Below are 23588 nucleotides of genomic sequence, written 5' to 3' on the forward strand. Positions count from 1 at the left end.
CCGTCACCTGGGATCCCCGGCTGATGACCGGGCGGGCGCCCGACGGTCCGGGTCTGCTGCGCAACTTCGTCGGCGGCGAGTTCGTCGACGCCGGGCGGCGGTTCACCAAGCGCAGCCCGGTCACCGGCGAGCCGGTCTTCGAGGTCGTGGAGGCCGACCGGGCGCGCGTGGACGACGCCGTCGCCGCGGCGCGGGCGGCGCTGCGCGGGCCGTGGGGCCGGATGGGGGAGCGGGAGCGGGCCGAGGTGCTCCGCCGGGTCGCCGACGAGCTGGAGCGCCGCTTCGACGACCTGGTCACCACCGAGGTCGCCGACACCGGCAAGGCCATCTCGCAGGCCCGCACCCTGGACATCCCGCGCGGCGCGGCGAACTTCCGCGCCTTCGCCGAGATCGTGGCGACCGCGCCGACCGAGTCCTTCACCACGGTCACCCCGACCGGCGGCCGGGCGCTGAACTACGCGGTCCGCAAGCCGGTCGGCGTGGTCGCGGTGATCGTGCCGTGGAACCTGCCGCTGCTGCTGCTCACCTGGAAGGTCGCCCCGGCCCTGGCCTGCGGCAACGCGGTGGTGGTGAAGCCCAGCGAGGAGACTCCCGCGTCGGCGACCCTGCTCGCCGAGGTGATGGCCGCCGCCGGGGTGCCGGACGGGGTGTTCAACCTCGTGCACGGCTTCGGCCCGGACTCGGCCGGGGAGTTCCTCACCCGCCACCCGGGGGTCGACGCGATCACCTTCACCGGCGAGTCGGCCACCGGCGGCGCGATCATGCGGGCCGCCGCCGACGGCGTGAAGGCGGTCTCCTTCGAGCTGGGCGGCAAGAACGCCGGGCTGGTCTTCGCCGACGCCGACCTCGACGCGGCGGTGGCCGGCTCGGTGCGTTCCAGCTTCACCAACGGCGGGCAGGTCTGCCTCTGCACCGAGCGGATCTACGTGCAGCGCCCGGTGTTCGAGGAGTTCACCGCCCGGCTCGCGAAGCGGGCCGGGGAGCTGCCGTACGGCTGGCCGGCCGACGAGGCCACCGTCAACATGCCGTTGATCTCGCACCAGCACCGCGCCAAGGTGCTCGGCCACTACGACCTCGCCCGCGCCGAGGGCGCCGAGGTGCTGGCCGGGGGCGGCACGCCGGCCTTCGGCGACGCCCGCGACGGCGGCGCGTACGTGCAGCCGACGGTGCTGACCGGGCTGGGCCCGGACGCCCGCACCAACACCGAGGAGATCTTCGGCCCGGTGGTGCACGTCGCCCCGTTCGACGACGAGGACGAGGCGTACGCGCTGGCCAACGGCACCGAGTACGGCCTGGCGGCGACGGTCTGGACGCGGGACGTCGGGCGGGCGCACCGGGCCGGGGCCCGGCTCGACGCCGGCATCGTCTGGGTGAACACCTGGTTCCTGCGCGACCTGCGCACCCCGTTCGGCGGGGTGAAGGCGTCCGGGATCGGGCGCGAGGGCGGCGTGCACTCGCTCGACTTCTACTCCGAACTCACCAACGTCTGCGTGGACCTGACATGACGGATTACGAAGCCGCGGCCCGGGAACTGGTCGAGGCGCGGGAGAGCGGCAAACCCTGCCCGCCGCTGCGCGGGCGGCTGCTGCCCGAGGGGGACGTCACCTCGGCGTACCTCGTACAGCAGCTCCAGGTGCGGCAGTGGTTGCAGCGGGGCCACCGCCGGGTCGGCGCGAAGATCGGGCTGACCTCGCGGGCGGTGCAGGAGGGCTTGGGCGTCTACCAGCCGGACTTCGGCGTGCTGACCGACGCGATGGCGGTGCCGGACGGGGCCGAGGTGGCGATCGACCGGCTGCTCCAGCCCCGGGTGGAGGCGGAGGTCGCCTTCGTGCTCGGCGCGGACCTGCCCGACGAGCGGGTCACCACGGCGGACCTGGTCCGGGCGGTCGACCACGTGCTGCCGGCGATCGAGATCGTCGACTCGCGGGTCGCCGGCTGGGACATCTCCATCGTGGACACCGTCGCCGACAACGCCTCCAGCGGCCTCTTCGTGCTGGGCACAACGCCGCGCCGCCTCGCCGACATGGACCTGCGGCTGTGCGGGATGGTCCTCGAACACGCCGGGGAGCCGGTGTCGGTCGGCGCGGGCGCGGCCTGCCTGGGCAACCCGCTGCACGCGCTGGAGTGGCTGGCGCAGACGCTGGCCCGCTCCGGCGATCCGCTGCGCGCGGGCGACGTGGTGCTCTCCGGGGCGCTCGGCCCGATGGTGCCGGTGACCCCGGGCGCGGCGTACGAGGCGCGGGTCTCCGGCCTCGGCTCGGTCCGGACGTGTTTCTCGTCGTCGGAGGGGGCGGCATGACTGTCGGGGTGGCGGTGATCGGGTCGGGCAACATCGGCACCGATCTGATGATCAAGGTACTTCGGCTCAGTGACGGTCTCCGGATGGTGGCGATGGCCGGCATCGACCCGGCCTCCGACGGCCTGGCCCGGGCCCGGCGCCTCGGCGTGGCGACCACCGCCGAGGGGGTCGACGGGCTGGTCGCGATGCCCGAGTTCGCCGACGTCGAGCTGGTCTTCGACGCCACCTCGGCCGGCGCGCACCGGCACAACGACGCGGTGCTGCGGGGGCACGGCCGCACCGTGGTCGACCTGACCCCCGCCGCCATCGGCCCGTACGTCGTGCCCCCGGTCAACCTCGACGAGCACCTGCACGAACGCAACGTCAACATGGTGACCTGCGGCGGGCAGGCCACCGTGCCGATCGTCGCCGCCGTCGGCCGGGTCACCCCGGTCGCGTACGGGGAGATTGTCGCCTCGATCGCCTCGAAGTCGGCGGGGCCGGGCACCCGGGCGAACATCGACGAGTTCACCGAGACCACCGCCCGGGCGATCGAGGTGGTCGGCGGCGCCGAGCGCGGCAAGGCGATCATCGTGCTCAACCCGGCCGACCCGCCGCTGCTGATGCGGGACACGGTCTACTGCCTCTGCCCGGACGCCGACGCCGACCGGGCAGCGATCGCCGCCTCGGTGGCGCAGATGGTGGCGACCGTCCAGGAGTACGTCCCCGGCTACCGGCTCAAGCAGGACGTGCAGTTCGACCGGGTCGACACGTACGTGCCGTCGCTGGGTCGGCACCTGACCGGGTTGCAGGCCTCCGTCTTCCTGGAGGTCTCCGGCGCCGGGCACTACCTGCCGGCGTACGCCGGGAACCTGGACATCATGACCTCGGCCGCGCTGCGCACCGCGGAGCGGCTGGTGGCCCTGCGCGCGGCGGTGACCGACCGCGACGCCGCCGTGGAGGTGACCGCATGACCGACCTGTACATCCAGGACGTGACGCTGCGCGACGGCATGCACGCCATCGCCCACCGCTACACCGTCGACCAGGTGCGCACCATCGCCGCCGCGCTCGACGCGGCCGGGGTGGCCGCCATCGAGGTGGCGCACGGCGACGGGCTCGCCGGCTCCAGCGTCAACTACGGCCACGGCGCGGCCAGCGACGCCGAGTGGATCTCGGCGGCGGCCGAGGTGCTGACGACCGCGAAGCTGACCACCCTGCTGCTGCCCGGCATCGGCACCATCGCCGACCTGAGGGCGGCGAAGGCGCTCGGGGTGACCAGCGTGCGGATCGCCACCCACTGCACCGAGGCGGACATCTCCGCCCAGCACATCTCCTGGGCCCGCGAGAACGGCATGGACGTCTCCGGCTTCCTGATGATGTCGCACATGAACGATCCGGCGGGGCTCGCCGCCCAGGCCAAACTGATGGAGTCGTACGGGGCGTACTGCGTCTACGTCACCGACTCCGGTGGCCGGCTGCTGATGTCCGACGTGGCCGAGCGGGTCGACGCGTACCGGCAGGTGCTGGAGCCGGCGACGCAGATCGGCATCCACGCCCACCACAACCTGTCGCTCGGGGTGGCCAACAGCGTGGTCGCGGTCGAGCACGGGCGGATCCTCGGCGACGGCCCGCTCGGCGCGCCACACGGCCGGACGGTGCGGGTGGACGCCTCGCTGGCCGGGCAGGGCGCCGGCGCCGGCAACGCGCCGCTGGAGGTCTTCGTCGCCGTCGCCGAGCTGCACGGCTGGAAGCACGGCTGCGACGTCTTCGCGCTGATGGACGCCGCCGACGACGTCGTCCGGCCGCTGCAGGACCGGCCCGTGCAGGTCGACCGGGAGACGCTCTCGCTGGGGTACGCCGGGGTCTACTCCAGCTTCCTGCGGCACGCCGAGCGGGCCTCGGACAAGTACGGCGTGGACGTCCGGTCGATCCTGGTCGAGCTGGGCCGGCGCCGGATGGTCGGCGGACAGGAGGACATGATCGTGGACGTGGCGCTGGACCTCGCCGGCAAGGAGGAATCGCTGTGAGCACGAGGAGTGAGCCGGTTTTGCGAGCCCCGCAGTCGCGAACGAAGGTGGCACGGTGATCGGGCCCGACACGGCGGGGATCGCCGAGCGGTTGGGCGGGGCGGCCGACAGCGCCACCGCGATCCCGCAACTGGCGGCCGAGGCCGGCCTGGACGTCGACGCCGCGTACGCGGTGCAGACCGCGCTGCTGCAGCGCCGGCTGGACCGGGGCGAGCGGCTGGTCGGGCTGAAGATGGGCCTGACCAGCAAGGCCAAGATGGCCCAGGTCGGCGTGGACGAGGTGATCTGGGGCCGGCTCACCGACACGATGCGGGTGCCCGACGGCGGCACGGTCGAGGTCGGCGACTACATCCATCCCCGGGCCGAGCCGGAGGTGGCGTTCCTGCTGGACCGGCTCCCCGAGCCCGGCGAGCCGGTCGGCGACTTCACCGACGCGGTCCGGGCGGTCGCCCCGGCGATCGAGCTGATCGACTCCCGGTACGCGAACTTCACCTTCTCGCTGCCGGACGTGGTCGCCGACAACGCGTCGGCCGCCGCGTTCGTGGTCGGGCCGTGGTGCCCGGTGCCGGACGGGCTGGACAACCTGGGCGTGCTGCTGGAGGTCGACGGGCGGGTGGCCCAGGTCGGCTCGACCGCGGCGATCCTCGGTGACCCGCGCCGGGCGTTGGACGAGGGGATCCGCCTCGCGGGGCGGCACGGGGTGCGCCTCCGCGAGGGCTGGGTGTTCCTGGCCGGCGCGGCCACCGCCGCGGTGCCGCTGCGGCCGGGGGCGCACGTCCGGGCCGTGGTGGAGAAGCTCGGCACGGCGTCGCTGCGGGCTTCGTCGTGATCGGCGTCGGGGGCCCCGGGCGGCCCACCCGGCTCCGGGAGGTCAGGCTTGATCCCTGCGCCGGGCGGGCTGCCCGGAACCCCGTCCCGGTCGCTGCTCTCGCGTCCCTGCCAGGTGGTGGGTCATGACCGGTGGCGAGGCGCGCGTGGTGGCCGGGAAGGCCGTGCCGCGGGGGGCGTTTCCGCACGTCAAGGTGGCGAACGGGTTCGTCTTCGTCTCCGGTACGTCGTCGCGGCGGCCGGACAACACCTTCGCCGGCGTCGAGGTGGACGAGTTCGGCACCACCAACCTCGACATCCGGGTGCAGACCCGGGCGGTGATCGAGAACATCCGGGACCTGCTGCGCTCGGTCGGCGCGGACCTGTCCGACCTCGTGCAGGTCACCACCTACCTGGTCAACATGAACGACTTCGGTGGCTACAACGAGGTCTGGGCGGAGTTCTTCGACGCGACCGGCCCGACCCGCACCACGGTGGCGGTGCACCAGTTGCCCCACCCGCATTTGCTGATCGAGATCCAGGCCGTGGCCGTGCTCCCGCAAGGAGGTCAGTCGTCGTGAGTGAGATCGCCGAGCCGTTCAGCTTTCCGGGCTGGATTGCCGAGAACCAGCACCTGCTCAAGCCGCCGGTGGGCAACAAGGAGATGTTGCCGGGCAGCGACGACTTCATCGTCATGGTGGTGGGCGGGCCCAACCAGCGCACCGACTTCCACGTCGACCCGTACGAGGAGTTCTTCTACCAGGTCAAGGGCAACATGCACGTCAACCTGATGACCCCGGAGGGGCCGCGGACGGTGCACATCCGCGAGGGCCAGATGTGGATGCTGCCGCGCAACACGCCGCACTCGCCGCAGCGGCCGGAGGCCGGCTCGATCGGGATGGTCATCGAGCGGGTCCGCGAGGAGGGCACGCTGGAGAGGTTCCAGTGGTACTGCCCGGAGTGCAGCCACAAGGTGCACGAGGTCGAGTTGCAGGTCCGCGACATCGCCGCCGACCTGCCCCCGGTCTTCCAGGCGTTCTACGCCGACGAGAAGGCGCGCACCTGCGACAACTGCGGCGCGCTGCACCCGGGCAAGGGCTGATGGCGGTTCCCGTCGAGGGCCTGCCGGGGCAGGCGCGGTTTCCGGTGGTCGACGTGCACACGCACGTCGTACCGAGGGGGTGGCCGGACCTGGCCGCCGCCTGCGGCGGGTCCGGCTGGCCCTGGCTGCGGGTCGACTCCGAGCGCGCCGCCATGATCATGGTGGGGGAGACGGAGTTCCGGCCGGTCGGCGCGGAGTGCTGGGACGCGCCGACGCGGCTCGGCGACATGGCGGCGGACGGCGTCGACGTGCAGGTCGTCTCGCCCACCCCGGTCTTCTTCGGTTACGACCGCCCCGCCGACCAGGCCGCGAAGGTCGCGCGGATCTTCAACGACCTCACCCTGGAGGTCACGGCCGCCGGCGGCGACCGGCTGGTGCCGTTCTGCCAGGTGCCGTTGCAGGACCCGGACGCCGCCTGTGCGGAGCTGGACCGCTGCCTCGCGGCCGGGCACGCGGGCGTGGAGATCGGCAACCACGTCGGCGACCGCGACCTCGACGACGCCGGGATCGTGCAGTTCCTGACCCACTGCGCCGAGGTCGGCGCGCCGGTCTTCGTGCACCCGTGGGACATGCCGGGCGGCCCCCGGCTGGACCGCTGGATGGCGCGCTGGCTCACCGGCATGCCCGCCGAGACGCACCTGTCGGTGCTGGCGCTGATCCTCGGCGGCGTCTTCGACAAGGTGCCCGACACGCTGCGGATCTGCTTCGCCCACGGCGGCGGCAGCTTCCCGTTCTGGCTGGGCCGCGCCGACAACGCCTGGCACCGCCGGGGCGACCTGGTACGCGGGTCCTCCGCCGCCCCGCCCAGCTCCTACGTCGACCGGTTCCGCGTCGACTCGGTCGTCTTCTCCGGGCCGGCGCTGCGGCTGCTGGTCGACACGATGGGCGCCGACCGGGTGCTGCTCGGCAGCGACTACCCGTACCCGCTGGGGGAGCGGCCGGTCGGGCGGGTGGTGCGCGAGGCGGACTTCCTCACCGACGACCAGCGCGCCAAACTGCTCGGCGGCAACGCGCTGCACTTCCTCGGCAAGGTCGGTATGTAAACCTGCTGTGGACCGCGACTTCGACCTCATGACCGAGGTCGGGGGACCCCGGAGCGAGTGGGTGGCGCCAGCGGGCACTTTGTCCTGACCCCTCGTGTCGTGCTGGCGATGGCCGACAGAACCGGGAGGATGACGGGATGGCCGAGCCGCACGACCTGACCGCGCTGGAGCAGGCCGCCGCGATCGCCCGCGGCGAGCTGTCCAGCGTCGAGCTGGTCGAGCACCACCTCACCCGGGTCGACGCGCTCGGCGACACGGTCGGTGCGTTCGTCACGGTCACCCCGGAGCTGGCCCGCGCGGCGGCCCGCGCCGCCGACGCCGCGCCCGCCGGGGAACGCGGCCCGCTGCACGGCGTGCCGACGGCGATCAAGGACCTCACCCTCACCGCCGGGGTGCGCACCACCTTCGGCTCGGCCGCGTTCGCCGACTTCGTGCCGCCCGTCGACGCCGACGTGGTCCGGTTCATGCGCGCGGCCGGGCTGGTCAGCCTGGGCAAGACCACCACCTCCGAGCTGGGCTGCTCGCTCTACTCCGAGGGGCTGGTCGCCCCGCCGGCCCGCAACCCGTGGGACCTGGCGTACACCGCCGGGGGCTCCAGCGGCGGGGCGGCGGCGGCCGTCGCGGCCGGGCTGGTGCCCGTCGCCCAGGGCTCCGACGGCGGCGGCTCGCTGCGCATCCCGGCGTCGCTGTGCGGGCTGGTCGGCTACAAGCCGAGCCGGGGCCTGGTCCCCGGCGGCCCCGTCGGGTTCGGCGCCTACGGCCTGCCGACCAACGGGCCGGTCGGGCGGACGGTCGCCGACGTGGCGGCGCTGCTCGACGTGCTGGCCCAGCCGGTGCCCGGCGAGCCCTACCTGGCGCCCGCCCCACCGGCCGGCGGCTTCCTCGCCGCGGCCCGGGCGGCGGAGCCCGGTCGGCTGCGGGTGGGCCGGTTCACCGCCCCGATGCTCGCCGACGAACCGGTCCACCCCGACTGCGTCGCCGCCGTGGACCGGGCCGCCGCGCTGCTCACCGCCGCCGGCCACGAGGTGGTCGACGTCCCCGCGCCGCTCGGGCCCGCGGTGTGGCCGCTGTTCGAGATCGTCTGGTACGTGCTGGCGCTCGCGCCCGTGCCGCCGGAGCGGGAGGTCGACCTGCTGCCGCTGACCCGCCACCTGCGCGCCCGGGGCGCGGAGGTCTCCGCCGGCACCCTCACCGCCACGCTCGGCGAGCTCCAGGCGCAGGTGCGCCTCGGTGTCCGGCGCACCGCCGGGTGTGACCTGCTGCTCTGCCCGACGCTCGCCGCGCCCCAGGCCCCGGTGGGCTGGTTCGCCGAGGGCGGCGACCCGGCGGAGGATTTCGACCGGCAACGCCGGTTCTCGCCGTACTGCGCCGTCTTCAACGTCACCGGCGATCCGTCGGTTTCGCTGCCGGTCGGCGTCACCGCCGAAGGGCTGCCCGTGGGCGTTCTGCTCACCGGCCGGTACGGCGACGACGCGAGGTTGGTCGCCACCGCTGCGCAACTGGAGAACTCCAGTGGCGGATGGGAACGCCACCCCGCAATTTGGCGGGCCGTCGGCTCCGCTAACGTGAATGGCAGCGGAGTCGGGCGGTCGGCACCATGATCGTCCACCCGACCCGGATGTTCGAGGTCTCTTCTTCCGCCTGGGGGCGTTGGGATTGTCTGTAACCGAGACGTTGCTGGTCTTCGTCGGCATCCCGGCGGCCGCGGTGCTGGTGATCGCCGGCCTGGCGTACGCCGGTAGCCGTGGTGGCGGCGGTGGCGGCGACAAGCGCTACCGGCCGGGCCGGCCCTTCGACTTCACTCCGGTCTGGTTCCTGGGCCGTCCGGAGCAGCTGGCCGACTCGGCCGGCACCGCCCTGGCAGCGGGCGCGCAGGCGCCGGCGCTGACCAGCCGCAAGCAGGAGCAGGCCGGCATCGAGGCGCCGGCCGGTGGAACCGGAGGCGCAAGTGACCGTTGGTGAGAAGCAGGTCGGGACGGGGAATCCGCCCGAGGTGCTGGACGGGCCGTTCACGACCCGCCAGCTGCTGCGCATCGACGAGGCCCTGCGCCTGGCCGACCAGGGCACCGGCCTGGTCTTCTCGGTGTTCGTCGGCGGCCTCGACGAGCCGATCCGGCAGCACGCCGAGCGGCTGCACCGCCAGCTCGCCGAGCCGGACCGGTCGGTGCTGATCGCGGTGTCGCCCAACCAGCGTCAGCTGGAGATCGTCACCGGCCGGCACGCCCGCAAGCGCATCCCGGACACGTACGCCCGGCTCGCCGCCCTGTCCATGGTGGCGGCCTTCGGCGGCGGCGACCTGGCCGGCGGCATCATCAACGGCCTCGACCAGCTCGCCAGCCACGCCGGCAAGGGCTGAGCGCCCCCGTTCACACCGAAGCCCGGTCCGCCAGTGCGGACCGGGCTTCGTCGTGAGCGGTTCCGGGACCCGCACGACACGGGCCGGGGCCGGCGCGGGTCTCCCCACGCCGGCCCCGGCCCGTCGGACTGCTCAGGCGCTCCGGGCGTCCCTGGCGCGGGCCCTGAGGGCCCGGACGACGCCGTCGCGGCCCTCGGCGACCAGCCGGCGCAGCGGGGCGGGGTGCCCGTCGGCGGCCAGCCACGCGTCGGTCGCCGCCACGGTCTCGTCCTCCACCAGGTACGTCGGGTACGCCAGCTGCGCGAACTCCTGCGCCGGCTCGCTGTCCCGGCTGGCCCACACCTGGCCCACCGCGGCGAAGTACTTCTCCCGGTACGGCGCGGTCAGCTCGACCTGCGCCGCGTGGGTGAAGCCCTGCAGCAGCGCCCGGTGTCGCCAGTTCGGCAGCGCCTCCGGCCCGGTCAGCTCCGCCCAGACGGCGGCCTTGTTCTCCGCCGTCGGGACCAGCGCGTGCGCGTGCGCCGCCTCCCGGTCGCCGCTGGCCGTCCGGTCGGTGGCCAGCTCGGCCTCGATCTCGGCGGGGCCGGCCGCCCCGTTGGCGACCAGCGCGTCCAGCACCGTCCAGCGCAGCTCGGTGTCGACGGTCAGCCCGGCGGGGACGCCGCTGCCGGCCAGCCAGCCGCGCAGGGTCGCCAGGTCCTCGGCGGAGCGGGCCGCCGAGGCGTACGCCCGGGCCCAGGCGAGCTGGAAGCCGCTGCCCGGCTCGGCGGCGGCCAGCGCGGTGCGGGCGGTGCGGGCCAGCTCCGCCCAGCCGGTCGGCGCCCAGGCCGGGTCGGCGTAGACGGTGAGCGTCGTGGTGGCCTGCCGCAGCGTCGCGGTGACCAGGTTGATGTCGGTCTCGGCGGGCAGCCCGGCCAGCACCAGCGCCACGTAGTCGCGGGCGGCCAACTCGGCGTCCCGGGTCATGTCCCAGGCGGCCGTCCAGCAGAGCGCGCGGGCCAGCGACGACTCGAGCCCGGCGATGTGCTGCACCACGGTGGCCATCGACCGCTCGTCCAGCCGCAGCTTGGTGTAGGTGAGGTCGTCGTCGTTGAGCAGCAGTACGTCGGCGGCGCGCACGCCGCGCAGCTCGGTCAGCTCCGTCCGCTCGCCGGTCACGTCCACCTCGATGCGCTCGCGGCGGACCAGCCGGCCGTCGGTCAGGTCGTAGAGGCCGACCCCGATCCGGTGCGTGCGCAGCGTCGGGTGCCCGGCCGGCGCCTCCTGGCGCACCACGACGTTCTCGTAGGCGCCGTCCGCGCCGATGGTCACCTCCGGCCGCAGCGTGTTGACCTGCGCGGTCTCCAGCCACTGCGCGGCGAACTTGCGCAGCTCCCGGCCGGAGGCGGTCTCCAGCTCGGAGAGCAGGTCGTCGAAGGTGGCGTTGCCCCACGCGTGCTTGCCGAAGTACGCCCGCAGACCGGCCAGGAACGGCTCCTCGCCCACGTACGCGACCAGCTGCTTGAGCACGCTGGCGCCCTTGGCGTAGGTGATCCCGTCGAAGTTGACCTCGACGGCCTCCAGGTCCGGCATCTCACAGTAGACCGGGTGGGTGGAGGAGAGCTGGTCCTGCCGGTAGCCCCAGTTCTTGCGGATGGAGAGGAAGGTCGTCCACGCCTCGCGGAACCGGGTCGCGTGGGTGTTGCACCAGTGGCTGGCCCACTCGGCGAACGACTCGTTCAGCCACAGGTCGTTCCACCAGCGCATGGTGACCAGGTCGCCGAACCACATGTGGGCCAGCTCGTGCAGGATCGTGTTGGCCCGCTGCTCGTACTCGAAGTCGGTCACCTGCGAGCGGAAGATGTAGTGCGCCTCGGCGTGCGTGACGCAGCCGAAGTTCTCCATCGCGCCGGCGTTGAAGTCGGGCACCCAGAGCTGGTCGTACTTGGGCAGCGGGTAGCGGACGCCGAACTGCTCGTGGAAGAAGTCGAAGCCCTGCTTGGTGATCAGGAAGAGGTCGTCCGAGTCCATGTACTGCGCCATGGAGGCGCGGCAGTACGCGCCCAGGTCGATGCCGTCGTGGCTGTCCCGCACCTCGTGGTACGGCCCGGCGCAGAGCGCGGTGATGTAGGTGCTCATCCGCACGGAGGTGGCGAAGTGCACCGTCTTGAGGCCCTCGCCCGCCGGCTCCTCGCGCTCCGCCGGCATGTTCGAGACCACCTTCCAGTGGTCCGGGACGGTGGCGCGCCAGGTGTAGACGCTCTTCAGGTCGGGCTGGTCGAAGCAGGCGAAGACCCGCTGCGCGTCCGCCGTCTCGAACTGGCTGTAGAGGTAGGTCTCGCCGTCGACCGGGTCGACCGTGCGGTGCAGGCCCTGCCCGCTGTTCGAGTACGCGAAGTCCGCGTCGACCACCAGCGTGTTCTCGCTGCCCAGCCCGGACAGCGTCAGACCCTTCTCCGCCGACCAGCCGCCGAGGTCGACCGGGGCGCCGTTCAGCGTCGCCGACCGCACCGAGTCGGCGGCCACCTCGATGAAGGTGCTCGACCCCGGCTCGGTGCACCGGAACCGGATCTCGGTGGTGGATCGGAAGGTGCGACCTTCGGCCGCCTGGACGGCGGTCGAGAGGTCCAGACTGATGTCGTACCCGGTCACGTCGAGCAGGCGGGCCCGCTCGGTGGCCTCGACCTGCGTCAGGTTGCGCACTCCCGGCACTGTTCGTCTCCATCCCGTCTCGCCGTACGCCTCGTTGGCGCCGTCACCGACCGCTCGTGACGGCCGGATTCGAGTCTTCCATGCACGAACACCCCGCGGTGGGCGAGGTCACGCTCTCATTCCGGTGTCGGTCGATGGCCGCCGGGGTGAAGATCGGGGAAGGCGCCGGAGGCCGGCGCCACCTGTCGTGAAGGGACCCACCGTGAGCGAGCGTGTCGCCGTAGACATGTGGTTCGACCCCATCTGCCCGTGGGCGTGGATCACCTCCCGCTGGCTGTTGGAGGTCGAGCAGGTGCGGGACGTGGACGTCCGCTTCCACGTGATGAGCCTGTCGGTGCTGAACGAGGGCCGGGAGGTGCCCGAGAAGTACCAGGAGCTGATGCGCACGGGCTGGGGCCCGGTGCGGGTCTGCATCGCGGCCGAGCAGCGGTACGGCCAGGAGGCCGTCCGGAAGCTCTACACCGCGCTGGGCACCCGGATCCACCTCGGGCAGGAGAAGCTCTCGCCGGAGCTGTTCGCGGCCGCGCTGGCCGACGCCGGGCTCGACCCGGAGCTGGCCGAGGCCGCCGAGAGCGCCGGTTACGACGAGGCGCTGCGGGCCAGCCACGAGGCCGGCATGCGCCCGGTCGGCACCGACGTCGGCACCCCGGTGATCCACGCGCCCGGCCCGGACGGCGGCATGGTCGCCTTCTTCGGTCCGGTGGTCACCCCGCGCCCGAAGGGTGAGGCGGCGGGTCGGCTCTGGGACGGCGTCCTGCTGGTCGCCGGCACTCCGGGCTTCTACGAGCTCAAGCGCTCCCGCGAGCTCGGCCCCATCTTCGACTGACCCTCCACGGCGGCCGCGAGCCGTGCGCCGGCCGGACCGGGCGCACGGCTCGCGGGCCCGGATGCCGCCGGTCGGGCACCGGGTGCCGCCGTGCGTGCTGCCGCCGGGTGCCGCCGTGCGTGCTGCCGCCGTGCACGCCGCGGCCTGGCGAAGCCGCGGCCCGGCGGGCCGCGGTCCGCGGCGTCACCGGGGGGCCGGCGGACTCGTTCTCTTCGGTGTCCGCCGCAGCGACCCGCAGGGCCGCACCCCGCAGCTCGTGGAGGCAATCCCGATGGCCAAGCACCGTGCTTCCGGTGACGATCCGCTGACCGGGGAGGAGGTGACCGAGGGCCCGGAGGCGGCGTACTGGTCGGTCGACGACTCCCGCTGGCCAGCGGTCCGCCCCGATCTTCCCGCACACATGGTGGACCTGCTCGCCCCGCCGATCGTGGTCGGCGTCGCCCGCGTGCCGGCCACCTCCCGGCTCACCCCGCCGGCCGAGCACCGGCGGAACGCGCCCGCCGACCACCGGCTCGGCCCGCCGGCCGAGCAGCGACGCAACGTCCCGGCGGAGCAGCGACGCAACGTCCCGGCGGAACAGCGACGCAACGTCCCGGCGGAACAGCGGCGCAACGTGCCGGCCGAGCAGCGGTCGGCGCCGGTGGTCGGGCCGCGGACGATCGTGCCCGCCGCGCCGGGCGGGTCGGGCCGGCGACCGGCGGGCGCTCCCGCGTCGGCCGGCCGGCACCGCCTGCCGGCGAAGTAGCCACCGGCGGGCGGGGACACGGCCTGCCGGCGGCGTGGCCGCCGCCTCGGGCGGCGGCACCGCCTGCCGGCGACGTGCCCGCCGCGCCACCCGAATCCGGCGGCCCCGGCACGGCCGCTCTTTCATCTGGTGGACGCCGCGCGGGTCCCGCCGCGCCGGCAGTCGCGTCGCCGGTAGCGTGGTCGCACATGACGGTCGTGCATCCGATCGCCCGGGCCTGGATCACCACTGGCGGCACCGGCGCGCAGAACTACGACGAGTTCGCCGACGACGCGGAGATCACCGCGATCATCGAGGCGAACCCGCACAGTGCCCTCGGCATCGAGATGCCGCACCGGGCGCCGGAGAGCCTGGGGAAGTCCTTCCTCGACGCCCTGCCGGACGCGGTGACCCGCCTCGCCGAGGCCAAGGCCGACGGCAGCTACACCCCGGCCGAGCAGGTCGTGGTCCTCTACCGGATCAGCGCGCCGGGGGAGGAGACGGCCTACGGGCTCTGGGCCATGACCGACACCGACCAGATCTCCACCCGGGCCGACGAGCCCGGTCTGGTCATCCGCAACGAGGACGTCTTCATCGCCAAGGTGCGGGAGCGGGTGGCGCTGGCCGAGGCGCTGGGTCACCTCCTCTCGCCCGTACTGCTGCTGCAGACCGGGCGCGGCGACGAGCTGCACGCCGCGCTCGCGGCGGCGACCGACGCGGCCGGGGCGCCCGCGGCGACCGACACCGACCAGGCCGGGCGCACCCACGCCATCTGGCTGCTCGGCCCCGGCCCCCAGCAGGACGAGCTGACCGCGCTCGCGGGCGGCGGGGAGCTGGTCGTGGCCGACGGCAACCACCGCAGCCTGGCCGCGCAGACCGGCGGGCTGCCGCGCTTCCTGTCGGTGATCACGACGCCGGCGTCGGTGGCGATCCAGCCCTACAACCGGCTGGTCAGCGAGCTGACCACCACCGCCGACGAGCTGCTCGACCGGCTCCGCGCCGCCGGCGCGGAGGTCACCCCGATCGACGGACCGGTCGAGGTCCCGGCGGCCGGCGGCACCGTCCACCTCCGCCTCCCCGACCGGGGGTACGCCGTCACCCTGCCGCAGGTGGGCGGCGGCCGGCTGGAGAACCTGGACCACGCGCTGGTCGAGCGGCTGCTGCTGCGCGACGCCCTCGGGCTCGACCCGGGCGACAAGCGGATCACCTACGTCGGCGGCGACTATCCGGCGAGCTGGCTGACCGGAGAGGTCGACGCGGGTCGGGCCGAGCTGGCCGTCCTGATCGCCCCGGTGACCGTGGACGACTTCGTGGCCGTCAACCTGGCGCGGGAGAAGATGCCGCGCAAGAGCACCTGGTTCACCCCGAAGGCGCGCGGTGGCCTGGTGGTCGCCGAGCTGTCCCGCTGAGTTGTGACGAATCCGCCCCGGGGCGCCGCCCGCGCGGCGTCCCGGGCGCGCGCCCTGACAGACTGCGCGGTATGCGCGTCTACCTGGGATCCGACCACGCCGGTTTCGAGCTGAAGGTGCACCTGGTCAACCACCTGACCAAGGAGGGGTACGACGTCGTCGACGTCGGCCCGCACGCCTACGACCCGGACGACGACTACCCGGCCTTCTGCCTGCACACCGGTGACCGGGTGGTGGCGGACGCCGGCAGCCTCGGGGTGGTCATCGGCGGCTCCGGCAACGGCGAGCAGATCGCCGCGAACAAGGTGACCGGGGTCCGGGCGGCCCTCGCCTGGAGCATCGAGACCGCCCAGCTCGCCCGCGAGCACAACGACGCGAACATCGTCGCGGTCGGCGCGCGCCAGCACACCCTGGACGAGGCGACGGCCATCGTCGAGGCGTTCCTGACCACTCCGTTCTCCGGCAACGAGCGGCACGCCCGCCGGATCGGCCAGATGGCCGACTACGAGCGCACCCGCCAACTGCCCGCCCTTCCCTGACCCGCCGCCTCCCACCCCGCGCCGTCCCTGCCGAGCGCACCTGACGGTGCCTGTCCCGGATCCTGGTGCGGAGCGGCCCTGTGGGGTCGCCTCCGTACCAGGATCGCCGGGCGGGAGCGGGCGGCGTGGGTCGGCGTCAGTCGCGGTTCGGCGTCAGCGGCGGGGAAGGTCCTCGCGGGGCGTCCAGTTCCGGCGGATGACCACCACGCGTTCCTCGGCGGCGGCCAGGTCCTCGTCGGTCGGCTGGGCGGCGTCGCGGGCCCGCATCGCGGCCGTCACGCTCACCTGGGACGAGCCGGAGCCGACCAGGCCGCGCAGGCCGCGCTCCCCCTCGTCGCCCGGGCCGCCCCGGCGACCGCGCGAGGGCTCGGCGCCGCCGTCGTGCACGCCCGGGGTCGTGGCCTGCGGCCCCTCGGGCGCGCCCGGGTCGCCGCCCGAGTGCCGTAGCCGGCGGCGCCGTCGCTCCACGTCCCCCATCAGCCGACCGTACCGCCCGAGGCCCACCGCCGCCGGCCCGCCCGCGCCGGCGGCCGGGTGGTCAGAACACGTCCATGCCGGCGGGAGCCCGGTGCCAGCCGAAGGCCGGACCCACGGCGGCCAACGCGCCGGGGCGCAGCTCGCGTACCCGGCCGGCGGCGGCGAGCGCGGCCAGCCCGGCGCCACCCAGGTACAGCTCGCCGAGGCAGCGCACGTCGCAGGCCAGCTCGGCCGGCCGGTCCGTCGGCGCGCACCCGGCCCGCTCCGGCCCGCCGCTCAGGTGCCAGCGGCCGGCGTTCTCCGGGATCAGCTCGTCGGTGACCTCGATCACCACGTCCATCCCGGTCGCGTACCGGCGGGCGGCGAGCGCGGCGGGCACGTCCACCACCCGCAGCCAGAGCGCGTCGATCAGTTGCGCGCCCAGCCGGCGCGGCTCGTTGACCAGCCGCAGCAGCGGCTCGTCCACCGCACCCGCCCCGAAGGAGAGCTGCCCGGTCAGGTCGAGCGAGAGCAGCATCCGCCACATCGCCGCGTACGCCGCCGGGGTGGCGGCCACCACCTCGTCGACCGTGGTGATCCCGTTCGGCCCGGTGCTCTCCCAGTTCGCGCGCGTACGGAAGAGCCCGTAGCCGTCCACGCCGTCCGGCCCCTCGTGCAGCACCGCCCGGCGCTCGGTGGCGCCGCCCCGCCGGTCGGCCTGGTCGCTCAGCACGTACCGCCACCACGCCTCGTCGCGGCTGGACCAGCCGGGGCGCTCGGGGCGCACCCGGTCGTACACCCGGGCCAGCTCGGCCCGGCAGTCGGCAGGCGCGGCCAGGCGCAGCCGGCCCTGCGTGGGCGTCGGGTCCGGCATCCGCAGCGCGACGGTGGCGCACTGGACGGAGAGCCGCTGGGCGGCCAGGCCGTAGCCGAAGCGCGGGTAGATCCCGCCCTCGCTGGCCCACAGCACCGCCACCGGTTCCCGGCCCTCGTCGCGCACCTGCCGCAGCTGTCGCACCATGAGCTGGGTGAGCAGTCCCCGGCGTCGGTGGGTGGGTGCGACGCCCACCCCGCTGACGTGGGCGGCCGGCACCCGCGCGCCCGGCACGGTGAGTTCCCGGGTGAACGCCCGTGCGGTCGCCACCGCCTCGCCGCCGTCCCGGACCAGCAGCGTGCGCTCGGGCTCGAAGAGCGCCCGCTCGATCTCGTGCGTTTCGGGGTCGGGCGGGGCGTGGAAGAGGTGGCCGAGCAGCCGGGCCAGCTCGTCGAAGTCATCGGCTCGGGCGGTCCCGACCGCAAGTGGGGGTTTCGTCACCCCGCCGTGTCTAGCCGATCGGTGCGGGCTCGGCGACCCATTTGTCGGCTGGCTACCCTCGAAGCCGGACGGTGGCCGGTGGTCGCCGTCGGTCCAGGGGAGGGACGAGATGGCCGACCAGACACAGCCGTGGGCCGAGCGGACCGTCGAGGTGCCGCCGCAGCCCGGTGTCGGGGTGCCGCCGCAGCGCGACGCGTACCGGCGGGGGGTGGCCTCGGTCGGGCAGCCCCGGGCTCCGCGCACCGAACCGTTCCCCGTGGTCGGGCAGGAGCCGACCGGCACGGGCTGGCCCGACGGGCCGGCGCCGCGGCGCCCGCTGAGCTGGCACGTCGCGCAGCTCAAGCGCGGCGGCGAGTGGAGCGCCGCCGGGGCGCTCTTCGCGTTCGTCTGCTGGGGGATCTGGGCGATCTCGGGCGGCGGCGACCTGGCCGGGCCGCTGCTGATCTTCGTGCTGAGCCTGCTGGTGGCGGCCGGTCTCTTCGCGCTGGCCCGGCTGCTCGGCCGCGTGGTGCTGGAGCGGCAGCTGGGCCGGGTGCGCCGCAGCGCGCGCGGGGCGCACCTGGTCACGGCGGTCTTCCTGGCCGGCCTCGGCATCGCCTACCTGCAGCAGACCGAGTGGGTCGTGTCGGCCTGGAACTGGATCAGCGGGAACTGACCGGACAGCGGGCATCAACGGGCCTGACCGGAGAAACCGCATCACTCCGGGACTGACCGCACGCCCGGGCGGGTCGGCGTCCGCCGCCCGCCCGCGCGCCCGGTCGCGGGTGTCGCGACCCCGGTCGTTCTCCACTCCACCAGGTCGGCCGCTGCTTACCCGGCGGGTCGCGGTTCATCCGCGCCCGGGCCGGCCTGACCCGGCGGTCAGTGCTTGCCGCCGTGGCCCTCCGCGTCCGCCTTCGGGAGGCCACCCGGGCTGCGGTACCCGGGCGGTCCCGACGCAAAACGGGCGCTCGCCCGCAGGAGGGCGACCGCCCGGTGCGCAACGGTATGACCGACGCGGGATGGGCCCGAACATTGCCATTCATCGATATATGTCCATAGGATCCCGCCATCGGATGCCGGCGCGTCGACCCCCGCGCGCCGCGAAGCTCGGGGAGGCTCCCATGGTCCGTTGGCGCAGACTCATCGGCCGGTTGGCCGCCGCGTTGGTGGCGGTCACCGCCGGCTCGTTCGTCCTGGCCGTTCCGGCCGGTGCCAGGCCCGCGTCGGACGTGACTCCGTACGTCGTCGGCGGCACCCTCGCCGCGCAGGGCGAGTTCCCCTTCATGGTCCGGCTCTCGATGGGCTGCGGCGGCTCTCTCTACAGCCCCCGGCTGGTGCTGACCGCCGCACACTGCGTCGGCGGGACCGGCGCGAACACCAGCATCACCGCCACCCTCGGCGTGGTGGACCTCCAGTCGTCGAGCCGGATCCAGGTGCGGTCCGACTACGTCTACCGGGCGCCCGGCTACAACGGCAACGGCAAGGACTGGGCCCTGATCCGGCTGGCCACCCCGGTGACCACGCTGTCCACGCTCAAGATCGCCACCAGCACCGCGTACGACAACGGCACCTTCACGGTCGCCGGGTGGGGTGCCACCTGGGAGGGCGGCGCGCAGCAGCGCTACCTGCGCAAGGCGACCGTGCCGTTCGTCAGCGACGCCACCTGCAACTCCTACTACGGCGGCCAGATCATCCCGAGCGAGGAGATCTGCGCGGGCTACGCCAGCGGCGGCGTCGACACCTGCCAGGGCGACTCGGGCGGCCCGATGTTCCGGCGGGACGCGACCAACGCCTGGATCCAGGTCGGGATCACGAGCTGGGGCTACGGCTGCGCCCGCCCCAACTACCCCGGCGTCTACACCCAGGTGAGCACCTTCGCCCCGGCGATCGCCTCGGCGGCGGCGAGCCTCGGCGGCTAGCCGCGGGAGCGGTGTGCGGGGACCCGGCCGGCCCGTCCGGCCGGGTCCCCGCGCGTGTCCGCCCTCGCGATGCCGACTACCGGACGTGATTCCCGCTGATCGATCGGGTGACGAGAGAGCCGCGCAGCCCCGTCCCGGCCCCCGGCCGCCCGGGCTGCGGCGGGGCGGAACCGTCGTGTCCGGCCGGCGGGGTCCGGAGGATCGGCTGGTCGCGGGCCGGTTCCCCGGACGGGTCGCGCGTCCGGGGCGCGACGACCGACGCCGACGCAGACAAGTGACGGGAATCGATGTAGCAGAAAGTTGCGTATTCCCTACCGTCGATCAGGCCTCTAGTGTCCATGACCAGCGGCCGTCCATCGACCGACGCCGATCACTGTCGGCGTGCGGCGGGCCGGCACAGCTCCGTACGCGGCTGCGACCGACGGCCGCACGGGCTCGGGACAGGAGGCGTGATGAGGTCGGGCGACAGCGGGTCCGCGGCAGCGGTTCCCGTCTCGTACGGGTCGACGTACCGGTACACCGCCACCCGCCCGTCGGCCGCCGGGCCGCACCCCGCAGCCGACCTGGGCAGCGCAGCCGACGGCAGCCGCGACCGGGTGTCCACGGCCGCCCTGGCCGCCGTGGAACTGCTCGACCGCCTGGGCCGCCAGGCACCGGTGCGAGTACGGGCCGGCGCGGAGATGCTGGACCTGCCGGTCTGGCCGGCGGACCTGCACCGGATGCCCGGCGACCGGGCGCGCGCCACGGTCCGCACGTGCGCCGCCGCACTCGACCACGAGGGCGTCGACCACGTCCTCGTGCTCCTCGACGGCGGCTCGCCGGCACCGTCCGCCGGCGCGCCACCCGTGCTGCTCACCGCCGACGTCACCGACACGACGGTCGCGGTCGTGCTCCGCTGCGCCGCCGACGATCCGTGGTCGGCCGATGCCGCCGCCGTGGCGGAGATGTACGCCGAACTGCTCGCCGCCCTGCTCGCCGACCCGGCGTCGCCCGCGTCGACGGCGTCGGCCCTCGGGCCCGCCTCCCGGGCCCTGGTGGAGCGGGCCGGCCGCCGGCACGACGACGGGCCCTTCGTGGCGGTGCCGCGCATGATCGAACACCGCGTCGACCTGCATCCGCAGCGCCGGGCGGTGTCGTTCCGGGGGCGCTCGCTGACCTACCGCGAACTGGACGACCTGGCCAACGGCGTCGCCGCCGCCCTCGCGGCCCGGGGGGTCGGGCGGGGCGACGTGGTGCCCGTGCTCCTCGCCGACGGCCTCGAACTCCCCGTCGTCGACCTGGCCCTGATGAAGCTCGGCGCGGCCTTCGTGCCCGTCGACCCCGGCTGGCCGGCGGACCGGCTGCGCGCGTCCCTGGCGGTGATCCGGCCCCGGCTCGCGGTGGTCCGGGGTGGCGACCCGCGTCCCGACACCGGGGATGTTGCCTGCCTGCCGGTGGACCTCGACGAGATCACCCCGACCCGCCGCCGGCCCGGGATGCCCGTCGGCCCGGGCGACCTGATCTACGGCATCTTCACCTCCGGCACCACCGGCGCCCCGAAGTGCGCCGTCAACCGGCACGACGGCATCGCCAACCGGTTCCGCTTCATGACCCGCTACTTCGCCGCCACCGGCGCGGAGGTGGTGCTGCAGAACAGCCGGCACACCTTCGACTCGTCGGTGTGGCAGATGTTCTGGCCGCTGACCACCGGCGGCCGGGTGGTGGTGCCCGTCGAGGGCGGCTTCCTCGACGTCGAACGGACCGTCCGCACCATCGCCGACGAGGCCGTCACGATGACCGACTTCGTGCCGAGCGTGCTCGGCGCGCTGGTGTCGGTCCTGGACCGGGACCCGGCGGCCCGCCGTGCCGTCGCCACGCTGCGGCACGTGATCGTCGGCGGCGAGGAGATCGACCCGTGGGCGGTGCACCGCCTGGCCGACCTGGTGCCGGGAGTGTCGGCCACCAACGGGTACGGCCCGACCGAGGCCTCCATCGGCATGGTCTTCCACACCGTCACCCGGTCCGACGGCGACGTCATCCCCATCGGCCGGCCCATCGACAACTGCTACGCGGCGGTGGTGGACGCCGGGCTGCGCCCGCTGCCGCCCGGCGCGACCGGCGAGATCGTCATCGGCGGGGTCTGCCTCGGCGAGGGATACCTCGGTGACCCGGCCCGCACCGCCGAGGTGTTCGTCCCCAACCCGCTGCCCGGCATCCCCGGCACCCGGCTCTACCGCACCGGGGACCTGGGCCGTCTCGCCGCCGACGGCCGACTGCACTTCGTCGGCCGGCGCGACTTCCAGCTCAAGGTGAACGGCGTCCGGATCGAGGCTGGCGAGATCGAGACCGCCGCCACCCGGCTGCCCGGGGTGCGGCAGGCGAAGGTCCTCCTCGCCCGGGAGGGCCGGGGGAAGTCGCTGGCCCTCTTCGTCGCCGCCGACCCGGAGGTGACCGAGCCGGCGGTGCGGGCGCACCTGCGCCGGCTGCTGCCCCGGCCCCACGTGCCCCGGCACGTCGTGGTGCGGGACGCGCTGCCGCTGACCGGCAACGGCAAGGTCGACCGGCGGGCCCTGGAGACCTGGCTCGACCGTACGCTCGCCGATCGGGCGCGGGCGAGCGCCGCGCGCGCCGAGGCGCGTACGCTGCCGGGCCGGGTGCTGGCCGTGTTCCGGACCGTCCTCGGGCGGCCGGACCTCGACCCGGACACCGACTTCCTCGACGCCGGCGGCGACTCGCTCCAGGCGCTCGACGTGGTGACCGCGATCGACGCCGACCACCACGTCCGGGTCGGCGTCCAGGACCTCTTCGCCCACCCCACCGCCGCCCGGCTCGCCCGGGTGGTCGCGGCGCGCCTGCGTGCGGCCGACCCCGCCGAGACCGAGGCCGAGCTGGTGGAACGCGACGCGGCCGTCCCGGCCGACCTGCCGGTGCGCCCCGTCGCCCGACGCCGGTCGCCGCGCACCGTCCTGGTCACCGGCGCCACCGGATTCGTCGGCGCGCGGCTGGTCCACGAACTGCTCGCCACCACCGACGTCCGGGTGCTGTGCCTCGCGCGGGCCGCCGACGACGCCGAGGCCACCGCCCGCGTCGTCCGGGCGTTGGCCGAGCGGGGCCTGTGGCGGCCCGGCCACGGCCTGCGCCTGCACGGGTACGCCGCGGACCTGGCCCGCCCCGCCCTCGGCCTGGACCCGGAGGCCTGGGCCCGGCTGGCCCACGACTGCGACCTCGTGCTGCACGCCGGGGCGCTGGTCAACTTCCTGTTCGACTACCGGGCCCACCGCCAGGCGAACGTCCTCGGCACCGCCGAGCTGCTCCGGCTGGCGCTGACCGGCCGGCCGAAGCCGCTGCACCACGTCTCCACCCTCGGCGTCCTCGACACCGAGGCCGCCCGCCGCCCCGACCCGCTGCCGGAAGGGTGCGACCCGGCCCTCGCCGTCCCGCCCACCAGCGGCTACAGCCGGTCGAAGTGGGTGGCGGAGCGGTATCTCGCCGAGGCCCGGCGGCGCGGCGCGACCGTCACCGTGCTGCGTCTCGGCGAGGTGATGCCCGCCGCCGACGACGGGCAGCCCAACCCCCGGGCGCTGACCCACCTGCTGCTGGCCGCCTGCCACCGGCTGCGGATGCGCCCCGACGCGCCGGTCCGCTCCGACTGGACGCCGGTGGACTGGGCCGCGCGCCGGATCGTCGCCGCCGTCGTCGACCCGCGGCTGTGGGGCGGCACGCTGCACGTCCTGCACCCGGTGAGCGTCGACTTCACGGACCTGCCGCTGGCCGGCGCGGACGCCCTGCCCCGGGTGAGCTGCGTGCGCTTCGTGGCGGCGCTGCGCGAGGCGGCGACCGACGGCGACCGGGCCGCCGCCGTGCTGCTCGCGCTGTTCCCGGCCGGGGCCGGCGCCGACGAGGAGCGGCTGCGGGCGGTCTTCGCGACGCTGCTCACCGACAACCCCCGGCTGTTCCGCCGCGACGGCTGCGCCGAGCTGGAACGGCGCCGGGGCTTCACCGACCACCGGCTCGGGCCGTCCGTCGGCGCCTACCGGGCGTGGCTGGGCGAGCACGAGCGACGGGCGACCGACCGGCTGCTGCTGCCGGCCGGACCAGGGTGACCAGCCGCGCGCGGCGCGGCGATCCGCACG

The 23588-nt window shown here is 74.7% G+C and carries 21 protein-coding genes; 18 read left to right on the forward strand and 3 right to left on the reverse strand.

Annotation, left to right across the window (positions count from 1 at the left end; all coding sequences use genetic code 11):
- Window positions 1–23: 23 nt before the first annotated feature.
- The 11 genes from ACGF5C_RS27585 (at window position 24) to ACGF5C_RS27635 (ending at window position 9615) form a co-directional block, all read left to right on the forward strand.
- Window positions 24–1505 (forward strand): 2-hydroxymuconic semialdehyde dehydrogenase, encoded by a 1482-nt coding sequence (locus ACGF5C_RS27585; RefSeq protein WP_393306286.1) that lies wholly within the window; start codon window positions 24–26, stop codon window positions 1503–1505.
- Window positions 1502–2299, forward strand: coding sequence for a 2-keto-4-pentenoate hydratase (locus ACGF5C_RS27590; protein ID WP_393306209.1), 798 nt, complete (start codon window positions 1502–1504; stop codon window positions 2297–2299). The genes ACGF5C_RS27585 and ACGF5C_RS27590 overlap by 4 nt, the downstream gene beginning before the upstream one ends.
- A complete protein-coding gene (locus ACGF5C_RS27595) occupies window positions 2296–3252 on the forward strand; it encodes an acetaldehyde dehydrogenase (acetylating) (protein ID WP_393306211.1) in 957 nt (318 codons plus the stop codon). The genes ACGF5C_RS27590 and ACGF5C_RS27595 overlap by 4 nt, the downstream gene beginning before the upstream one ends.
- A complete protein-coding gene (gene dmpG / locus ACGF5C_RS27600) occupies window positions 3249–4307 on the forward strand; it encodes a 4-hydroxy-2-oxovalerate aldolase (RefSeq protein ID WP_393306213.1) in 1059 nt (352 codons plus the stop codon). Before ACGF5C_RS27595 ends, dmpG begins: the two co-directional genes overlap by 4 nt.
- Before the next feature lie 55 nt (window positions 4308–4362).
- The gene (locus ACGF5C_RS27605; RefSeq protein ID WP_393306214.1) at window positions 4363–5136 is read left to right on the forward strand and encodes a 2-keto-4-pentenoate hydratase; all 774 of its coding nucleotides are present in this window, start codon (window positions 4363–4365) and stop codon (window positions 5134–5136) included.
- A gap of 124 nt (window positions 5137–5260) precedes the next feature.
- Window positions 5261–5695 carry a RidA family protein gene (locus tag ACGF5C_RS27610; RefSeq protein WP_393306215.1) on the forward strand — a complete coding sequence of 145 codons (435 nt, stop codon included), beginning with the start codon at window positions 5261–5263 and terminating at the stop codon, window positions 5693–5695.
- The gene (locus ACGF5C_RS27615) at window positions 5692–6216 is read left to right on the forward strand and encodes a 3-hydroxyanthranilate 3,4-dioxygenase (protein WP_350708470.1); all 525 of its coding nucleotides are present in this window, start codon (window positions 5692–5694) and stop codon (window positions 6214–6216) included. The genes ACGF5C_RS27610 and ACGF5C_RS27615 overlap by 4 nt, the downstream gene beginning before the upstream one ends.
- Complete coding sequence (locus tag ACGF5C_RS27620) at window positions 6216–7259, forward strand: amidohydrolase family protein (protein WP_393306217.1); 1044 nt, start codon at window positions 6216–6218, stop codon at window positions 7257–7259. The genes ACGF5C_RS27615 and ACGF5C_RS27620 overlap by 1 nt, the downstream gene beginning before the upstream one ends.
- 137 nt (window positions 7260–7396) lie before the next feature.
- Window positions 7397–8860 carry an amidase gene (locus ACGF5C_RS27625; RefSeq protein WP_393306218.1) on the forward strand — a complete coding sequence of 488 codons (1464 nt, stop codon included), beginning with the start codon at window positions 7397–7399 and terminating at the stop codon, window positions 8858–8860.
- 73 nt (window positions 8861–8933) lie between these two features.
- Window positions 8934–9221 (forward strand): hypothetical protein, encoded by a 288-nt coding sequence (locus ACGF5C_RS27630; protein WP_350684434.1) that lies wholly within the window; start codon window positions 8934–8936, stop codon window positions 9219–9221.
- Window positions 9208–9615: a DUF5130 family protein gene (locus tag ACGF5C_RS27635; RefSeq protein WP_357695667.1), complete on the forward strand. Its 408-nt coding sequence runs from the start codon at window positions 9208–9210 to the stop codon at window positions 9613–9615. Before ACGF5C_RS27630 ends, ACGF5C_RS27635 begins: the two co-directional genes overlap by 14 nt.
- A 132-nt stretch (window positions 9616–9747) precedes the next feature.
- On the opposite strand, the gene pepN is transcribed toward ACGF5C_RS27635, so the two are convergent.
- Window positions 9748–12297 carry an aminopeptidase N gene (pepN, locus tag ACGF5C_RS27640; RefSeq protein ID WP_393306220.1) on the reverse strand — a complete coding sequence of 850 codons (2550 nt, stop codon included), beginning with the start codon at window positions 12295–12297 and terminating at the stop codon, window positions 9748–9750.
- A gap of 211 nt (window positions 12298–12508) precedes the next feature.
- Between pepN and ACGF5C_RS27645 the strand changes: the two genes are divergently transcribed.
- The 4 genes from ACGF5C_RS27645 to ACGF5C_RS27660 all read left to right on the forward strand — a co-directional run bounded on the left by ACGF5C_RS27645 (window position 12509) and on the right by ACGF5C_RS27660 (window position 15804).
- A complete protein-coding gene (locus tag ACGF5C_RS27645) occupies window positions 12509–13132 on the forward strand; it encodes a DsbA family protein (protein WP_393306222.1) in 624 nt (207 codons plus the stop codon).
- 271 nt (window positions 13133–13403) lie between these two features.
- On the forward strand, window positions 13404–13877 hold the full coding sequence (locus tag ACGF5C_RS27650; protein WP_393306224.1) for a hypothetical protein: 474 nt from the start codon (window positions 13404–13406) through the stop codon (window positions 13875–13877).
- 188 nt (window positions 13878–14065) lie between these two features.
- On the forward strand, window positions 14066–15265 hold the full coding sequence (locus ACGF5C_RS27655; RefSeq protein WP_363707279.1) for a DUF1015 family protein: 1200 nt from the start codon (window positions 14066–14068) through the stop codon (window positions 15263–15265).
- Window positions 15266–15336: 71 nt separating this feature from the next.
- On the forward strand, window positions 15337–15804 hold the full coding sequence (locus ACGF5C_RS27660) for a ribose-5-phosphate isomerase (protein WP_350708454.1): 468 nt from the start codon (window positions 15337–15339) through the stop codon (window positions 15802–15804).
- A 153-nt stretch (window positions 15805–15957) separates the two neighbouring features.
- On the opposite strand, the gene ACGF5C_RS27665 is transcribed toward ACGF5C_RS27660, so the two are convergent.
- Together ACGF5C_RS27665 and ACGF5C_RS27670 are read right to left on the reverse strand one after the other, a co-directional pair.
- The gene (locus tag ACGF5C_RS27665; RefSeq protein WP_357695680.1) at window positions 15958–16281 is read right to left on the reverse strand and encodes a hypothetical protein; all 324 of its coding nucleotides are present in this window, start codon (window positions 16279–16281) and stop codon (window positions 15958–15960) included.
- A gap of 61 nt (window positions 16282–16342) precedes the next feature.
- Complete coding sequence (locus ACGF5C_RS27670) at window positions 16343–17575, reverse strand: GNAT family N-acetyltransferase (protein ID WP_393306227.1); 1233 nt, start codon at window positions 17573–17575, stop codon at window positions 16343–16345.
- A 109-nt stretch (window positions 17576–17684) separates the two neighbouring features.
- Here ACGF5C_RS27670 and ACGF5C_RS27675 point away from each other — a divergent pair, with 109 nt between their 5' ends.
- From ACGF5C_RS27675 to ACGF5C_RS27685, 3 genes are all read left to right on the forward strand, one after another.
- Entirely contained in the window at window positions 17685–18230 is a 546-nt protein-coding gene (locus tag ACGF5C_RS27675) for a hypothetical protein (protein ID WP_393306229.1), read from the forward strand.
- A gap of 448 nt (window positions 18231–18678) precedes the next feature.
- Entirely contained in the window at window positions 18679–19476 is a 798-nt protein-coding gene (locus tag ACGF5C_RS27680; RefSeq protein WP_393306231.1) for a S1 family peptidase, read from the forward strand.
- A gap of 452 nt (window positions 19477–19928) precedes the next feature.
- The gene (locus tag ACGF5C_RS27685; protein ID WP_393306233.1) at window positions 19929–23558 is read left to right on the forward strand and encodes an amino acid adenylation domain-containing protein; all 3630 of its coding nucleotides are present in this window, start codon (window positions 19929–19931) and stop codon (window positions 23556–23558) included.
- Window positions 23559–23588 lie beyond the last annotated feature (30 nt).

Origin of the sequence: Micromonospora sp. NPDC047620, from assembly GCF_043205005.1 — a bacterium.
GTDB lineage: Bacteria > Actinomycetota > Actinomycetes > Mycobacteriales > Micromonosporaceae > Micromonospora.

Coding starts and splice junctions, on each gene's coding strand:
- ACGF5C_RS27650 (WP_393306224.1), top strand. CDS start 13,404: ATGGCCAAGCACCGTGCTTCCGGTGACGATCCGCTGACCGGGGAGGAG.
- ACGF5C_RS27610 (WP_393306215.1), top strand. CDS start 5,261: ATGACCGGTGGCGAGGCGCGCGTGGTGGCCGGGAAGGCCGTGCCGCGG.
- ACGF5C_RS27680 (WP_393306231.1), top strand. CDS start 18,679: ATGGTCCGTTGGCGCAGACTCATCGGCCGGTTGGCCGCCGCGTTGGTG.
- ACGF5C_RS27625 (WP_393306218.1), top strand. CDS start 7,397: ATGGCCGAGCCGCACGACCTGACCGCGCTGGAGCAGGCCGCCGCGATC.
- dmpG (WP_393306213.1), top strand. CDS start 3,249: ATGACCGACCTGTACATCCAGGACGTGACGCTGCGCGACGGCATGCAC.
- ACGF5C_RS27675 (WP_393306229.1), top strand. CDS start 17,685: ATGGCCGACCAGACACAGCCGTGGGCCGAGCGGACCGTCGAGGTGCCG.
- ACGF5C_RS27585 (WP_393306286.1), top strand. CDS start 24: ATGACCGGGCGGGCGCCCGACGGTCCGGGTCTGCTGCGCAACTTCGTC.
- ACGF5C_RS27595 (WP_393306211.1), top strand. CDS start 2,296: ATGACTGTCGGGGTGGCGGTGATCGGGTCGGGCAACATCGGCACCGAT.
- ACGF5C_RS27685 (WP_393306233.1), top strand. CDS start 19,929: ATGAGGTCGGGCGACAGCGGGTCCGCGGCAGCGGTTCCCGTCTCGTAC.
- ACGF5C_RS27660 (WP_350708454.1), top strand. CDS start 15,337: ATGCGCGTCTACCTGGGATCCGACCACGCCGGTTTCGAGCTGAAGGTG.
- ACGF5C_RS27655 (WP_363707279.1), top strand. CDS start 14,066: ATGACGGTCGTGCATCCGATCGCCCGGGCCTGGATCACCACTGGCGGC.
- ACGF5C_RS27590 (WP_393306209.1), top strand. CDS start 1,502: ATGACGGATTACGAAGCCGCGGCCCGGGAACTGGTCGAGGCGCGGGAG.
- ACGF5C_RS27665 (WP_357695680.1), bottom strand. CDS start 16,281: ATGGGGGACGTGGAGCGACGGCGCCGCCGGCTACGGCACTCGGGCGGC.
- ACGF5C_RS27620 (WP_393306217.1), top strand. CDS start 6,216: ATGGCGGTTCCCGTCGAGGGCCTGCCGGGGCAGGCGCGGTTTCCGGTG.